Consider the following 15,094-nt stretch of genomic DNA (forward strand, 5'->3'; position numbering starts at 1 on the left):
CATTTGATCGAAAAGCCATCCTCAAGTGGCCGGCGAGGGATGGCTGCACGCCACGGCTGATATCGTTTATCGCTTGATAACCGTCAAATCATGGAAACCTGACTGCGTTAATCTCTTTTAGCGCTTGAATGGCACATTGCGTCCATATCGAAACAGGTGTGTCATGCTCAAGGTTCTTTCCTGCATCGCGACGGAACATCACTATGGTCTTCTGGTGATTGCAACTCTCGTCTGCATTCTCGGCTCCATCCTGACGATGCGGCTCTATGCCCGCGTCCGGCGCACCGTCGGCGTGCAGAAATTGAACTGGCTGTTCATGGGTGGCGTCATCGGCGGCTCGACCATCTGGACGACGCATTTCATCGCCATGTTGAGCTTCAACCCGTCGATCCCGCATGCCTATGAGCCGATCCTGACGATGACGTCGCTTGGCGTTGCTATCGGCATGACCACACTTGGTTTCCTCGTCACCGCAATCAGAAAAGCTGGTCCGACGATCGAGCTTGGTGGCGCGATCATGGGCGGCGGCATCGCGCTCATGCACTACATGGGAATGTCGGCATATCAGATTACCGGCCGGATCGAGTGGGATCCCACCTATTATGGCGCCTCGATCCTTTTTGGCATCGTATTTGGCGCCGTAGCGACAAGCCGCATCGCCCGCCCGGTCACGCGTTTCTGCAAGTATGGCGGTGTGCTGGCCATGATCGTCGCGATCGTGTCGATGCATTTCACCGGGATGACCGCGATCACCATCGTTCCGGACCCATTCGTCTTTATCTCCGCCGAACTGATTTCCGACAGCCTGATGACGGTCATGGTCCTGTCCCTGATGTGCGTGATGCTGGGCCTTGGGGCTTCCACCTACATCATCGACCTTCACGCCACGCAGGTGGCGGCTGACCGCTTCCGGCATCTGTCGCTGCACGATCCGTTGACGGGCCTGCCCAACCGTGCTGCCTTCGGTGAACACCTGACCCAGATCATTCGCAACCTCAAGGACGATACGGCGCGGCTGGCCGTGCTGTCTTTCGATCTCGATCGCTTCAAGGAGATCAACGACGTTCACGGTCATGCGGCCGGCGACGGAGTGCTGCGCGCCATCGCGGAACGCATATCGACCGCGCTCGGCGAAGGGCAGTTCGTGGCCCGCATCGGCGGTGATGAATTCATGGCCATGACCAGCAATTTCTTCATGAAGGCTGACGCCAAGGCTTTCGCCAGCAAGCTGATTGCCGAGATCGCAAAGCCGATCGAATGGGAAAGCAAGACCCTGCTTGTCGGCACCAGCGTCGGCATATCGCTCTATCCGATCGATGCGCGCACGCCCGAGGAGCTTCTGGCCCAGGCGGATCTGGCCATGTACCGCGCCAAGGGGGTCGGTTCGAATTCGATTCGCTTCTACGAGCCGTCGATGGACGATGCGGCGCGCGATCGCAGTGTTCTCGCCATGGACATGCGCCAGGGCATCGTCCGCAACGAGTTTGAGCTCTATTACCAGTACCAGAACAGTTCGTTGACGCGGGATGTCATCGGCTTTGAAGTCCTTTTGCGCTGGCATCATCCGCTGCGCGGCATGGTGCCACCGATGGAATTCATTCCGATCGCCGAGAAGAACGGCTTCATCCACGAACTCGGCGACTGGGTCTTGCACACTGCCTGCCGCCAGGCGGCGTCCTGGCGCAACCCGGTCAAGATCGCGGTCAATGTTGCCCCGGCCCAGCTGGCCGATACGAATTTCCCAAACAGGGTGCGCGAGATTCTCGCCCAGACCGGGCTCTCCGCCTCACGTCTTGAACTCGAGATCACGGAATCAGGCATCATCGCCGACCAGCAGCACGCGCTGCATATCATCCGGCAGCTGAAGCAGCTCGGCGTCAACATCGCCATGGACGACTATGGCACGGGCTATTCGTCGCTTTCGACGCTGCAGAATTTTCCGTTCGACAAGATCAAGATCGACCGCGCCTTCATCGACGGCGTGACCAGCAACCGGCAGTCGGCCGCTATCGTCCGCTCGACCATCATTCTCGCCCAGAGCCTCGATATCCCGGTTCTCGCCGAAGGTGTCGAGAACGAAGAGCATATGGAGTTCCTGCGCAACGAGGGATGCCTGCAGGTGCAGGGTTATCTCTTCGGCAAGCCCATGCCGCTCGCCGCGATCGAGCATGTCGTCAACGGCGCTCCGCAGGACAGGCTGCTCGCCGCCGAGGGCATGGCGGGCGAAGAACGGCCGGAAGCCGCCTGACCGCGGCTCAATGCTGCCGTGAGCGGGTGAAGCGGGCCAGCGCCAGCATCAGCCCGCCGGCCAGAAGCCCCCAGAAGGCCCCGGAGATCCCGGCGAAGCTGACGCCGGACGCGGTGACGAGGAAGGTGACCGCGGCGGCTTCGCGGCTATCCTGTTCCTTGAACGCGGCCATCGCGGATCCCGCGAAAGCGCCGATCAGCGCAAGGCCGGCCACTGCCTGGATGAGGATGGGCGGGGCGAGGGCGACAAAGGCGGTGACGGTGGCCGCGAATGGGCCAAGAATGACGACGTAGCAGACGCCGGATACCAGAGAAGACCAGTAGCGGCGCGTGGGATCGCGATGCGAATCGTCTCCGGCGCACATTGCGGCGGTAATCGCCGCCAGGTTGACGGCGTGACCGCCGAACGGGGCGCTGAACAACGAGAAAACGCCGGTGGTTGCAAACAGCGGACCGGGCGACGGCTCGTAGCCGTTGACCTTCAGCACCGCGATGCCGGGAATGTTCTGGGATGCCATGGTCACGATGAACAGCGGCAGCCCGATGCTGACGAGGCTCGCGAGGTTGAAGACCGGCGTGATCCATTCGGCATGCGGCACCAGCGTTGCCGAGAGCCGGCTCCAGCTGTCGGCCGGCATGTCGACGCCGAAGGCAAGCACCAGCACGAAGGCGAGAAGAGCGGCGGGAACCGCCAGCAGGCGCTTGAAACTGCCGACGATCGCCCAGGCAAGCACGATGGGCAGCCCAAGCAGCGGCATCTCGCCGACCGCCTTGACCGGGGCGAAACACAGCCCGATCAGCACCCCGGCCAGCATGGCATTGGCGAGCGCGACGGGAATGGCGGCCACGGCGCGCCCCAGCGGTTTCCATAGGCCAGCGACGATAACGAGGATCGCACAGATCAGGAAACCGGCGACGGCAGCCGCAAGGCCACCTTCGATCGCCCCCGAGCTCGCCAGCAAGGCCGCGCCCGGCGTCGACCACGCGATCGCGACCGGCAGGCGGGTGACGGCGCTGAGAACGATGGCGCAAAGCCCCAGCGCGATGCAGAGCGCCATCAGGCCTGATGCAGCCTGCGCTTCGGTCGCGCCGACGCCCTGCAAGCCATGCAGCACGACCGCGAAGGAACTGGCAAAACCGACAAAGGCGGTGAGCAGGCCCATGAAGAGGCTCTGGAGCGAGAAGTCACGTAACATTGCGGCAAACCATGTTGCAAATGATCGATATCGGAAATCTGCCGTATCATATCGTCAGGTTCTGGCAATACCGGGGGCGTGGATGCTGCCGTTGAACGCCGGCCGCAGGCGTCCTGCGTCTGTGACCTTCGTCTCGGTAGACCTTTCGCCGCGATTACGCTTATAGTCGTCGATACCGTCAGCCCTCAGGGAGGAGAGCCGATGAATCATTCGGATCACGTTCACGCCGTCGCGCATCATGGATCGGCCGCGGCCAGTTCGCCGGTGGCCGCATCCTGGCGCCGGTGTTTTACCGTCCATGGAATTTCACCCGAAGAGGCGCGTTCGCCGCTCAGGCTGTCGGAGCAGGAATTTCATGCCGCCCGTGAAAAATCCAGTCAGCTGATCGAAGAAGCCCAGGGCGAACTCGACCGCCTGTTTTTGACAGTCGGCAAGGCAGGGTGCTGCCTTCTGCTCACCGATGGCAACGGCATTGCCCTGGAACGTCGCGGCGCGTCGGGCGACGACAAGGATTTTCGCGGTCTTGGCTTGTGGTCAGGCACCGTCTGGAGCGAGGCAAGCGTCGGCACCAACGGCATCGGTACGGCGATCGCCGACGAGCGCGCCGTGGTCATCTATCGCGACCAGCATTTCCTCAGTTGCAATACGGGCTTAAGCTGCGCCACCGCGCCGATCCGCGATCATCTTGGCCGCATCACGGCGGCCATCGACATTTCCACCTGCCGTGATGACGCCGGCGAAATGGCGATGATGCTGTTGTCTCAGGCGGTGCGCGATTCAGCTGCACGGATCGAGGCCAATCTGTTTCGCCGGGCTTTCAGCGGCGCCCGCATCCTGCTGGTGCCGGATGGCAAGAGCAGCCCGGCGCTGCTGGCCATCGACCGGGACGATCTGGTGCTCGGCGCCACCCGCGCGGCGCGCCTGCGTCTCAATCTCGATGATCGCCGGATTGCCAATGGCGTGCCGGCGGCTGATCTCCTCGACGAGGCACCGACAATGCAGGGCGAAGACTTGGCGGATGCCGAGCGCGCAGCCCTGCGCCGTGTCCTGTCGCGCGCCAGCGGCAATGTCTCGCTGGCGGCCGATACGCTCGGCATCAGCCGCGCAACGCTCTATCGCAAGATGAAGAAGCTCTCGATCGACTGACCATCCCACCGTTGCGGCACTGCAGCATGTTTGTTGCCGGCCGCCTGTCTCACTTCTGAAACACTTGTCGCACCCAGGCGACACAGCCCCACTACCGGCTTTCCCGGTTCCGGCGCACCTTCCTCCCAGCAGATTGTTGGAGTCTGTTTTCGGAGGAGAAATCATATGTTGCACCAGAAGATCGTCGAAAACCCGTTCAAGCAGAAGTACGGCAACTTCATCGGGGGTGAATGGCGCGAGCCGGTGAGCGGGCGTTATTTCGACAATACGACCCCGGTGACCGGTGGCGTACTGTGCCAGGTCGCGCGGTCGGAGGGTGCCGATATCGAGCTGGCGCTCGACGCCGCCCATGCCGCCAAGGACAAGTGGGGCCGCACGCCCACGACGGAGCGCGCCAACATCCTGATGAAGATCGCCCAACGCATGGAAGACAATATCGAGCTTCTGGCCAAGGCCGAGACCTGGGACAACGGCAAGCCGTTGCGTGAAACCATGGCCGCCGACATGCCGCTCGCCATCGATCACTTTCGCTATTTCGCCTCCTGCGTCCGCGCCCAGGAAGGTTCGATCGGCGAGATCGATCATGACACGATCGCCTATCACTTCCACGAACCGCTCGGTGTGGTCGGCCAGATCATTCCCTGGAACTTCCCGATCCTGATGGCCGCGTGGAAGCTGGCCCCGGCGCTCGCCGCAGGAAATTGCGTCATCCTGAAACCGGCCGAGCAGACGCCAGCCTCGATCCTCGTCTGGATCGAACTGGTCGGCGATCTCCTGCCGCCGGGCGTGCTCAACATCGTCAACGGTTTCGGCCTGGAAGCAGGCAAGCCGCTGGCCACCAACCCACGCATCAACAAGGTGGCCTTCACCGGCGAAACCTCGACCGGCCGGCTGATCATGCAATATGCCAGCCAGAACCTTATTCCGGTGACGCTGGAACTGGGCGGCAAATCACCGAACATCTTCTTCGAAGACGTCATGCGCGAGGACGACGATTATCTCGACAAGGCGCTCGAAGGTTTCGCGATGTTCGCCCTTAACCAGGGCGAAGTCTGCACATGCCCGAGCCGCGCGCTCGTGCATGAGAAGATCTACGACCGCTTCATGGAAAAGGCGATTGCCCGCGTTGCGGCGATCAAGCAGGGCAATCCGCTCGACCTGTCGACGATGATCGGCGCGCAGGCCTCCAGCGAACAACTGGAAAAGATCCTGTCCTATATGGATATCGGCCGCCAGGAAGGTGCCGAGGTCCTGATCGGCGGCGAGCGCAACAATCTGGAAGGCGAACTGGCCGGCGGTTTCTACGTCAAGCCGACCGTTTTCAAGGGACATAACAAGATGCGCGTCTTCCAGGAGGAAATCTTCGGGCCGGTCGTGTCCGTCACGACCTTCAAGACCGACGAGGAAGCGCTCGAGATCGCCAACGACACGCTCTACGGCCTTGGTTCGGGTGTGTGGAGCCGCGATGCCAACCGCTGCTACAATTTCGGCCGCAACATCCAGGCCGGCCGCGTCTGGACCAATTGCTACCACGCCTATCCTGCCCATGCCGCGTTCGGCGGGTACAAGCAGTCCGGCATCGGCCGCGAGACCCACAAGATGATGCTCGATCACTACCAGCAGACCAAGAACATGCTGGTCAGCTACAGCCCCAAGGCTCTGGGTTTCTTTTGATCCGCGGTTAACCCTCCCCCTTGTGGGGAGGGTCGGAGCGAAGCGGAGGGGAGGGGTTCTTTTTTGAGAGAGAAAATCCCCTCCCCAACCCTCCCCACAAGGGGGAGGGAGCCGTCCGAGCAAGCCGCTCTTCCACTGCGACTTCAAAAGGATTGACCGATGACCGACACGATCGACGGCGAACCGCGCGTACTCGCCACGGACGAAGCGCTCGCCTTTCTTCAGGAAATCCGACGCGATCATCCGCATGTGCTGTTCCATCAGTCCGGCGGGTGCTGCGACGGCTCGTCGCCGATGCTGTATCCGGCCGACGACTACATTGTCGGTGACAACGACATCAAGCTCGGCGAGATCGGCGGCGTGCCGGTCTATATCAGCGCCAGCCAGTTCGAGGTCTGGCGCCATACACAGTTGATCATCGATGTCGTGCCGGGCCGGGGCGGCATGTTCTCTCTCGACAACGGGCGCGAGCGGCGGTTCCTGACGCGCTCGAAATTGTTCAATGGCGGCGAGGCCTGTGCCATTCCGATCGTCAAGCGCGGCTGATCTTTCCCACTTGCTGACATGCACTCTCGCGGCTCGCCACATCTGGACGGGCCGTTCGCCATATGCATGATGCGCGCATCCTAGGGCTGAACGAAACGACAGAGAACCGCATGCTCGAAAATGGCTATCACGACGTCCCCTCGGACAAGCTCGTCGCTGTCGTCACACATCTTCAGATGCTTGAAAAACCGCAACCGCGCGGTGAGGCCACCGGGCCGTGGACGTTGCGCCGCCACGAGATGATCGCTCTGGAAGAGTACCGGGAGATTCACCGCAAGGTCGGCGCCGAATGGCTCTGGGCGTCGCGGCTGGAGATGAATGACGAGGAACTGGCAGCCAACGTGCATTCACCGGATGTCGAGCTTCATCTTCTTGAAATCGACGGGGTGACCGAAGGCATCGCCGAACTCGATTTCCGCAAATCCGACGAATGCGAGATGGCTTATTTCGGAGTCTCGGCGGCGCTGATCGGAACGGGGGCTGGGCGCTGGCTGATGAACCGTGCCATTGATCTCGCCTGGGGCCGGCCGATCGGTCGGTTCTGGTTGCACACCTGCACGCTGGACAGCCCGCAGGCACTGCCGTTCTACACCCGCTCGGGCTTCACGGCCTTCAGGCGGCAGGTCGAAGTCTTCGATGACCCGCGCCTGAATGGCAACGTTTCGCGTACGGCGGCATCGAACTTGCCGATCCTGGTTTGACGCGAGGCGTCTCAGTCGAACAGGCTGGAGACCGATTCTTCCTGGCTGGTGCGGTTGATTGCCTCGCCGATCAGGCTGGCGGTCGTGATGACGCGGATATTGTGCGCCGACTGGACGGCCGTCGTCGGCTGGATCGAGTCGGTGATCACCAGTTCCTTCAGCTTTGACGATGTGACGCGGGCGACCGCGCCACCGGACAGGACGCCGTGGGTGATATAGGCGGTGACGCTGGTTGCGCCATTCTTCAGGAGCGCTTCGGCTGCGTTGCAGAGCGTGCCGCCGGAATCGACAATGTCGTCGATCAGCAGACAGTCCTTGCCGGTCACGTCACCGATGACGTTCATGACCTCGGATTCACCGGCCCGTTCGCGGCGCTTGTCGACGATCGCCAACTGACAGTCGAGACGCTTGGCAAGCGCGCGGGCGCGCACCACGCCGCCGACGTCGGGCGAAACGACCATGACGTTCTTCAGGTCGTAGTTTTCCTTGACGTCGCGCGACAGGATCGGCACGGCATAAAGGTTGTCGGTCGGGATATCGAAGAAACCCTGGATTTGGCCGGCATGAAGATCGAGCGTCAGCACACGGTCGGCACCCGCCTCGGTGATCAGGTTGGCCACCAGCTTGGCCGAAATCGGCGTGCGCGGGCCGGCTTTGCGATCCTGTCGGGCGTAGCCGAAATAAGGGATGACGGCGGTGATGCGGCGGGCTGACGACCGACGTATGGCGTCGATCATGATCAGCAGTTCCATCAGGTGGTCATTGGTCGGAAATGAGGTGGACTGGATGATGAAAACATCCTCGCCGCGCACATTTTCCTGTATTTCCACGAAGATTTCCTGGTCTGCAAACCGCCTGACGGTCGCTTTGCCCAGGGGCAGGTTGAGATAATTGCAGATCGCTTCGGCCAGGAGCCTGTTCGAGTTGCCTGCGAAAACCTTCATAGATGGTCCGCCTGTGCTGGCGCGGTCGTTGCCGCGCAATTCCGTAAGCCAAGCCGGGGTCTCGATCGTCCCAAGCTCATGCGCGCTTCATAACGCCCCTGACTTTGAATGCAAGAGGATTGCCGCGTTGCAGCGTGGTTTATCCTAAAAAGTTTTTAACCGGCGTGTCGCCGATGCGACGGCGAGAGCAGGTTCCGGTCGATGGGGAAGCCTGATCCGGTCAGCCGGCGTTGCCGTCGCGCCAGCCGAGATAGGCGTTGATGGTCTTGGTGGCAATGCCCTGCATGGTCTGCGGCGGGACAGCCGACCAGAGGTCCGCGGCCGAACCCTCGACCGCATCCTGTCCCTGGATCCGGTGCAGTCGGTTGCCGGAGTTGTCGAGCACGTCCCAGACATAGACCACCGTCGTCTTGTTGCCGTCCTTGAAGGCCGAGAAATAGCCCTTGAGGATATGCCGGCTCGACGGATCCGACCCACTCTTGATCGTCAACCCGTGTGAGCGGGCCTCCGCACCGAGCTGTTTCGACAGCGGCGTCACCGCCTCGACCGGCGCGCCGATGATCGGCAGGAAACGGATCGTGCCCGTCGCGGCTGCGGGCGCGATCGACGCGGACTTCTGCGGTTGCTGCGCCGGCTTTTCGACCTGCGTCGTCTGCTCAGCGATGCGTTGCGGTTCCGTGGACTGGGCGACGGGGGGGGCATCGTCGCGCGATGCGGTGTCTTCCGGCTCGACGATCGGCATGGTTCGGGTCACTTGCCGTTCCTGCGCCGGGATTTCACCCTGTTGCAAGCGCCCGGCCTGCGCATCGAGCGATCCGGCGGGGTCGGTATAGTCGTTATCGCCTTGCGCGTAGACCGTGCCGGTCGGGCCTTCGTTGAAACCTTGTTGCTGCGCGGACGAGGCAAGCGCGCTACTTTGCACCGGCGTCGTCGCTTGCGGCGTGGTATAGGCCGTTTGCTGCGACATGGCGTCGAGGTCTTGCTGGTTCACCGGCGGAGAAACGAACGTGCCGCCGCCGACATCGACCTGCGGTGTCAGCGCATCCATGCTGTTGCAGCCCGAAAGAGCCGCAACCATTCCCAGGCCCGCGAAAAGCGCGATCAGCTTGTGCATTGTTCTACCGTCCGGTTTCCTCGGTGACAGAGTGTGTGAAGGCCCCCACCTTCCTGTCGATCAGGAACACGATAGATCAAGTTTCCTAAGCAGATATGAAGTCCAACCCATACCGCGACAGCGCTTTCGGCGCGCCATCGGTGGTCAGGTAGGTCTGGCCGAGCGTCATCGCCGTTCCGCTGTCGGAATCCATGATGATCATATGTACGAACAGCGACATGTCGGGCAGGATGTCCTGCGGGTTGCCAACGTGGAACATCTGCTGCTCCATCCAGGACGGCGAGAAGCGTGCGCCGAGCGAGTAGCCGCAGGCATTCAACCGGTGACGGGCAAGGCCGCGCTCGTCCATGATCTTGGAATGGATGTCGAAGACAGTGCCGAAGGTGTTTCCGGGTCGCAGGACCATCTCGATCGCCTGGATGGTTTCGCGGCAGGCGCTGTAGAGTTCGCGGTGGCGGTTGGTCGGCTCGCCGATCACGATCGTACGCATCATCGCCGCATGGTAGTGGGCGCTGACACCGGCCCATTCCAGCGTCAGTTGGTCCTGGGCTTCCAGCGTCCGGCGGCCGGCCTTGTAGCGGCAGAGCAGCGCGTCGGCACCCGAGCCGATGATGAATTCATTGGCCGGATAGTCGCCGCCGCCGGCAAAGACCGCGCCCTGCATGGCTGCGAGGATGGCAGCTTCGTTGCCGCCGGCATGGATGAGCGGCAGTGCCGCATCCAGCGCGTCGTCGGCGAGGCTCGCCGCCTTCTCGACATGGGCGATTTCCGCCGGGCTCTTGATCAACCGCAGGCGACCGACAAGCAGCGATGCATCGACGATCTCGCCGAAGCTCATCAACTGGTTGTCGAGCAGGCGGGCGATGCGCCCGGTCATGCCATGGGTGTCGTATTCGACGCCGATGCGGGCGCCGAGCAGATCGAGTTCGCTCAAAAGGTTTTTCAGGTCCATGGTCGGATCGGCGTTGACGCGGTCGACCCAGACCTCGACGCGCTCGATATTGGACGTGTGCTTCGCCTGCCGGAGATCGGCCGAGCGGGTGAGCAGCACCATCGAACCATCGGCCTTCACGACCAGGGTCTGGAAGAAGCAGTAGCCGAACGTGTCATAGCCGGTTAGCCAGTACATGCTTTCCTGGGCGAAAAGCAGCATGGCGCCCAGCTTCTCTTCCTTCATCCTGGCGGTCAGGCGCTCGAGCCGTGCCGCGTATTCGTCCTGCGTGAAGTGCAGTGCCATGTCATGCCTCCCGAATGGAAATTGCAGAAATCTGCCGGCCATAATCCGGCTCGCTGCGATGGGTCGTGCGACGATAGGAGAAGAAGCGCCCCTCGTCCGCGTACGTGCAAATGTCGAGATTTTCCGCCGTCACGCCGGCATCGGTCAGCCGTTTGGTCGTCAGTCCCGGCAGGTCGAACATGGCGTGTCCCTCGCGCTGCGACGGCGTGAAGAAGCCGGCATAGGCCGGGTCCTTCTCCAGAAAGCGCTCGACGAACTCTGCACCGACCTCGTAGTTTCGCCGGCTGATCGACGGGCCGAGGCAGGCGACGATGCGCTCGCGCGTGGCACCCAGCGAAACCATGGCGTCGATCGTGTTTTCGAGCACGCCGGTCAGCGCGCCCTTCCAGCCGGCATGGGCCGCGCCGATCACGCGGGCTTCCGCATCGGCAAACAGCACCGGGCCGCAATCGGCCGAGAGTACGCCCAGAACGAGACCGGGCGTCACCGTTACCAGCGCATCGGCCTGCGGCCGGGCACCGTCATAGTCTGCATCGACAACGATGGCATCGGGCGAGTGGACCTGGAGGACGGTGGCGAGCTTATCTATCTCTGCGCCGAACCAGGCGCTGACCCGGGCGCGGTTTTCCTCGACATGAGCGCGGTCGTCATGTGAGCCGAAGCCGACATTCAGGCCGCAATAGAGGCCTTCGGAAACCCCGCCTTCGCGGGTGAAATAGCCGTGGCGGATGCGGCTTCCAGCTTTTTCCGTGAGAAGCGGGCTCTGAACAGGCGAGGGCAAGGCATCATCCTTCATCGGTTGTTTTGCCCTTTCGATATGCTGCGATGCGGTGGGTTTTCGGGCGTGTGTGCTTTTTACGGCCCCGAGTGATTTGGCCGGATGTTGGCCTTCGCGACCGCCGCTGTCAATCCACCGAAACGACCGGAAATGTCGCCCCTGTCCGTCGCGGAACACCTACTTCTGGAAGGGCACGAGCGCGACATTCGGGCTGCTGACGGCGAGAACCTTGAACAATTCACCCATTTTTCCAACGCCGGCGCCCGCCAGCCTTTCGGCGTCCGCGCGGATATTTTCCTGGGTTTCCGCATCCTTGTCGCGGCCGAGCGCGGAGGTGCGTTCGGCAAGCCCCAACGCCAGCAGGAAGTCACCTTGATAGGTCAGTCCGTTGATCTGCAATCCCTCGGTCACGGCGCGGCGCGCGAGTTGTTCGAAGTCGACATGGCTGGTGATGTCGGCTTCGCCGGGATGTTTCAGCGGCGGGTCGAATTCGTGCTCGCGCACCGCCTGCAGCGTGTCGCCGAGCCCGGTCATCATGTGGCCGTAGTCGATGATCAGGCCGGTTCCGCCGGTGGCGCGGATGCGGCTCGCCAGCGCGGCCATAACGGCGTCGCGAGCAGGGGAGATCTCGAAGATGCCGCCGAGCGGGGCCGTCTGCGCCGATGGCGGCAGGAGCTCCGGATCGATGCCGGCAACGCCGGCTGCGAACATCAGCTCGCCATCGGCATCGAGGCCGACGAGGCGCTCCTTGAAGCCCTGTGCCGTCTTGACGAACTGGCGGATCGGAATGGCGTCGAACAGTTCGTTGGCGACGAGAAGCAGGAACCCGTCGGGCAGCGTATCGAAACTGTCGTGCCAGTTCAGCTTGAATTTGTGGGCAACCAGCGTCTGCTGCTGCGCCTTCTGCAGCCGCTCGCTGGTTTCCACCAGATGCACACTGGCCGCGTCATAAAGAGCAGGGGAGAGCTTGCCGATCACCCGCAGGATATCCGACATCATCGTACCGCGACCGGGGCCGATCTCGGCAATGACGACGGGGCTCGGCTCGCCATGTCGCTGCCAGGCCTGCACGAGGAAGATGCCGATCATCTCGCCGAACAACTGGCTGATTTCCGGCGCGGTGATAAAGTCGCCGGACCGGCCGAACGGTTCGCGGGTCTTGTAGTAGCCGTATTCGGGGTCGGCGAGGCACAGTGAGAAATAGTCGGTCACGCTGATCGGGCCGTTGGCGAGGATAATGGACTTGATCTTTTCTCCGAGAGGCGTCGTCATCCAGCCCCCTTCATGCCGTGGCCGGGGTGGCCCGGCGCGCCCGCAGCACGGCCCAGAGGCCGATCAGCACCATCGGCAGCGATAGAAGCATGCCCATCGTTAGCCAGCCGCCGAAGAGATAGCCGAGCTGTGCGTCCGGCTCGCGGAAGAATTCGACGAAGATGCGCGACAGGCCGTAGCCCATGACGAAGACGCCGCAGACGAGGCCCGGCACTTTCAGGGCATGGCGCCGGTAGATCATCAAGGCAAGTACGGTCAACAGCAGCAGGCCTTCAAGAGCCGCCTCATACAACTGGCTCGGATGGCGCGCGAAGGGACCGCCGGTCGGGAAGACCACGGCCCAGGGCATGGACGACAGTCGGCCCCAGAGCTCGGCATTGATGAAATTGGCGACACGGCCGAAGAAGAGACCGATCGGCACGACGGCAGCCACGATGTCGAACAGGCTCCAGATCGCGATCTGGCGGCGGCGGGCAAACAGGATCATGGCGATCATGGTGCCGATCAGGCCGCCATGGAAGGACATGCCGCCGTTCCAGATTTCCAGCGCCCGGATGGGATTGGCGAGCACGCTGCCAAGGTCATAGAACAGGATATAGCCGATGCGTCCACCCGCGACGATACCGGCTGCCACCCAAATGAGAAAATCGTCGAGTTGTGCTTCCGTTGCCGCCGGGTTGCTGTTGGCCCATAGCGACGTGTTGCGCACCAGCCTGCGGGCATATTGCCAGCCGATCAGGATGCCGGCGACATAGGCGAGGCCGTACCAGTGGATTTGCAAGGGGCCGAGAGTAAGCAGTACCGGATCGATATCCGGGAAAGGCATGATCGAGAGGAGTGTCGGTATTGTTTCCAAGGTCTTGCTTCATTCCGATCGGTTGTTTGGCGGAACACTGCCCCTCCGGTTGGGCAGGGTCAAGGCGCGGTGCCTGCGGCAAAGGCGGTCATCCCGGCATTTTTCCTTGCATCGGCCGGCCTGTCCCCCTACCTCCTGTCTCCAGCCTGCCAATCCGGCAGATGGACGAAGGATCGGAGATCAAACGATGAGCACTGGCGCAAACCGTATTCTGGATGATTTCGCCAAGTTGATGACGGATGCCGCGGGCGCCGCCCAGGGCGTTCGCAAGGAGATGGAAACCGTGTTTCGTGCCCAGGGCGAGCGGCTGCTCAATTCCATGGACCTGGTGAAGCGCGAGGAGTTCGAGGTCGTTCGCGAGATGGTGCTCAAGGCGCGCGACGAAAACGACGCGCTTCTTGCCCGCATCGCCGCGCTCGAAGCGCGGTTGGCTGAAGCCGGAAAGTGATCAAATCCCGGGTGGCGGCACGGAGTGTGTCGCCGCCTGCGATACGCTTCTTCGCCGGGCGCCCCGTCATGGCACAGGTGCTCTTTTCAGGCGGTTCACCGGCAATAATCTTCATAAATTTTTTACCCTGTGGACACTGTCAAAAAACGCTGATGGCAGAGTCCTTTAAGGCGCCGGGCTGAATCAATTTCGCAGAGCCTATCCACAACCTCCGGCGCTATTTTCCATGCAGGGGGCTTTCATGCGGACTCCGGCGTTATACACTGATTTTAAATGATGATTCGAAACGGATCACGCAAGCTCCAGGCAGGGTATGTCAGCCAGGATGGTCGTGTTTCCGGTAATCATAAGTGTTTGTTTCTGGTGTGTGAGTTTGCCGCCTCGTGTGTGAACGCGATGACGCATGTCTGCACCGGGACTTTTGGGGTGATGCATGAGCCTGATGGAACTGGAACTTGAGCGCCAATCGAACCCGGTCGACATGATCGAGTTCGTTGCTGCCAACAATGATTGGTCCTTCGAGCGCTCGGGCGAAGACGAGATCGCCATGAATATCGAGGGCAAGTGGACCGACTACCACGTCTCCTTCTCCTGGATGGAAGAGTTCGAGGCGCTGCATCTCGCCTGCGCCTTCGACATCAAGGTTCCCGAAAGCCGCGTCAACGAAGTCATCCGGCTTCTTTCCCATATCAATGGCCAGGTGCTGATGGGGCATTTCGACCTGTGGCGCCAGGAAGACGTGGTGATCTTCCGCCAGTCGCTGCTGCTTTCGGGCGGCGCCGAGCCCACCAATCAGCAGGTCGAGGTGCTGCTTTCCAGCGCGCTCGAAGCCTGCGAATCCTATTTCCAGGCCTTCCAGTTCGTGGTCTGGTCGGGCGTCGATGCGCAAAGCGCCGTCGAAGCCGTGATGTTCGAAACCGTCGGAGAAGCGTGAC

14 protein-coding genes are annotated in these 15,094 nt (G+C 62.0%); 7 read left to right on the forward strand and 7 right to left on the reverse strand.

Translation table 11 applies throughout. The features are described 5' to 3' along the window. The first annotated feature begins 163 nt into the window (after positions 1–163). A complete protein-coding gene (locus ACST81_RS09465) occupies positions 164–2,248 on the forward strand; it encodes a putative bifunctional diguanylate cyclase/phosphodiesterase (protein WP_438752707.1) in 2,085 nt (694 codons plus the stop codon). Between the two features lie 7 nt (positions 2,249–2,255). Here ACST81_RS09465 and ACST81_RS09470 read toward each other — a convergent pair whose 3' ends face one another. Then, positions 2,256–3,443, reverse strand: a complete 1,188-nt coding sequence (locus tag ACST81_RS09470) for a benzoate/H(+) symporter BenE family transporter (RefSeq protein WP_438752708.1) — start codon at positions 3,441–3,443, stop codon at positions 2,256–2,258. Positions 3,444–3,644: 201 nt separating this feature from the next. Here ACST81_RS09470 and ACST81_RS09475 point away from each other — a divergent pair, with 201 nt between their 5' ends. The 4 genes from ACST81_RS09475 to ACST81_RS09490 all read left to right on the forward strand — a co-directional run bounded on the left by ACST81_RS09475 (position 3,645) and on the right by ACST81_RS09490 (position 7,510). Further along, a complete protein-coding gene (locus ACST81_RS09475; protein ID WP_438752710.1) occupies positions 3,645–4,589 on the forward strand; it encodes a helix-turn-helix domain-containing protein in 945 nt (314 codons plus the stop codon). A 165-nt stretch (positions 4,590–4,754) separates the two neighbouring features. Continuing rightward, on the forward strand, positions 4,755–6,263 hold the full coding sequence (adh, locus tag ACST81_RS09480) for an aldehyde dehydrogenase (RefSeq protein ID WP_438752712.1): 1,509 nt from the start codon (positions 4,755–4,757) through the stop codon (positions 6,261–6,263). A 159-nt stretch (positions 6,264–6,422) separates the two neighbouring features. Beyond that, positions 6,423–6,809 carry a DUF779 domain-containing protein gene (locus tag ACST81_RS09485; protein ID WP_438752714.1) on the forward strand — a complete coding sequence of 129 codons (387 nt, stop codon included), beginning with the start codon at positions 6,423–6,425 and terminating at the stop codon, positions 6,807–6,809. A gap of 110 nt (positions 6,810–6,919) precedes the next feature. Further along, positions 6,920–7,510: a GNAT family N-acetyltransferase gene (locus ACST81_RS09490; RefSeq protein WP_438752716.1), complete on the forward strand. Its 591-nt coding sequence runs from the start codon at positions 6,920–6,922 to the stop codon at positions 7,508–7,510. Positions 7,511–7,521: 11 nt separating this feature from the next. Here the strand turns inward: ACST81_RS09490 and ACST81_RS09495 are convergent, their stop codons facing one another. The 6 genes from ACST81_RS09495 to lgt all read right to left on the reverse strand — a co-directional run bounded on the left by ACST81_RS09495 (position 7,522) and on the right by lgt (position 13,711). Further along, entirely contained in the window at positions 7,522–8,454 is a 933-nt protein-coding gene (locus ACST81_RS09495; protein WP_438752717.1) for a ribose-phosphate pyrophosphokinase, read from the reverse strand. 220 nt (positions 8,455–8,674) lie between these two features. Continuing rightward, on the reverse strand, positions 8,675–9,568 hold the full coding sequence (locus tag ACST81_RS09500) for a hypothetical protein (RefSeq protein ID WP_438752718.1): 894 nt from the start codon (positions 9,566–9,568) through the stop codon (positions 8,675–8,677). Between the two features lie 85 nt (positions 9,569–9,653). After that, positions 9,654–10,805 carry a M24 family metallopeptidase gene (locus ACST81_RS09505; protein ID WP_438752720.1) on the reverse strand — a complete coding sequence of 384 codons (1,152 nt, stop codon included), beginning with the start codon at positions 10,803–10,805 and terminating at the stop codon, positions 9,654–9,656. A 1-nt stretch (position 10,806) separates the two neighbouring features. Next, on the reverse strand, positions 10,807–11,601 hold the full coding sequence (pgeF, locus tag ACST81_RS09510) for a peptidoglycan editing factor PgeF (protein WP_438752722.1): 795 nt from the start codon (positions 11,599–11,601) through the stop codon (positions 10,807–10,809). Between the two features lie 159 nt (positions 11,602–11,760). Further along, on the reverse strand, positions 11,761–12,855 hold the full coding sequence (locus ACST81_RS09515) for a class I SAM-dependent methyltransferase (protein ID WP_438752723.1): 1,095 nt from the start codon (positions 12,853–12,855) through the stop codon (positions 11,761–11,763). A 10-nt stretch (positions 12,856–12,865) separates the two neighbouring features. Continuing rightward, positions 12,866–13,711, reverse strand: coding sequence for a prolipoprotein diacylglyceryl transferase (gene lgt, locus ACST81_RS09520; protein ID WP_438752725.1), 846 nt, complete (start codon positions 13,709–13,711; stop codon positions 12,866–12,868). Positions 13,712–13,898: 187 nt separating this feature from the next. Between lgt and ACST81_RS09525 the strand changes: the two genes are divergently transcribed. Continuing rightward, positions 13,899–14,159: an accessory factor UbiK family protein gene (locus ACST81_RS09525; RefSeq protein WP_438752727.1), complete on the forward strand. Its 261-nt coding sequence runs from the start codon at positions 13,899–13,901 to the stop codon at positions 14,157–14,159. Positions 14,160–14,592: 433 nt separating this feature from the next. Next, complete coding sequence (locus tag ACST81_RS09530; RefSeq protein ID WP_438752729.1) at positions 14,593–15,093, forward strand: YbjN domain-containing protein; 501 nt, start codon at positions 14,593–14,595, stop codon at positions 15,091–15,093. Position 15,094 lies beyond the last annotated feature (1 nt).

This window comes from Pararhizobium sp. O133 (genome assembly GCF_051669845.1).
Taxonomy (GTDB): Bacteria; Pseudomonadota; Alphaproteobacteria; order Rhizobiales; family Rhizobiaceae; genus Pararhizobium.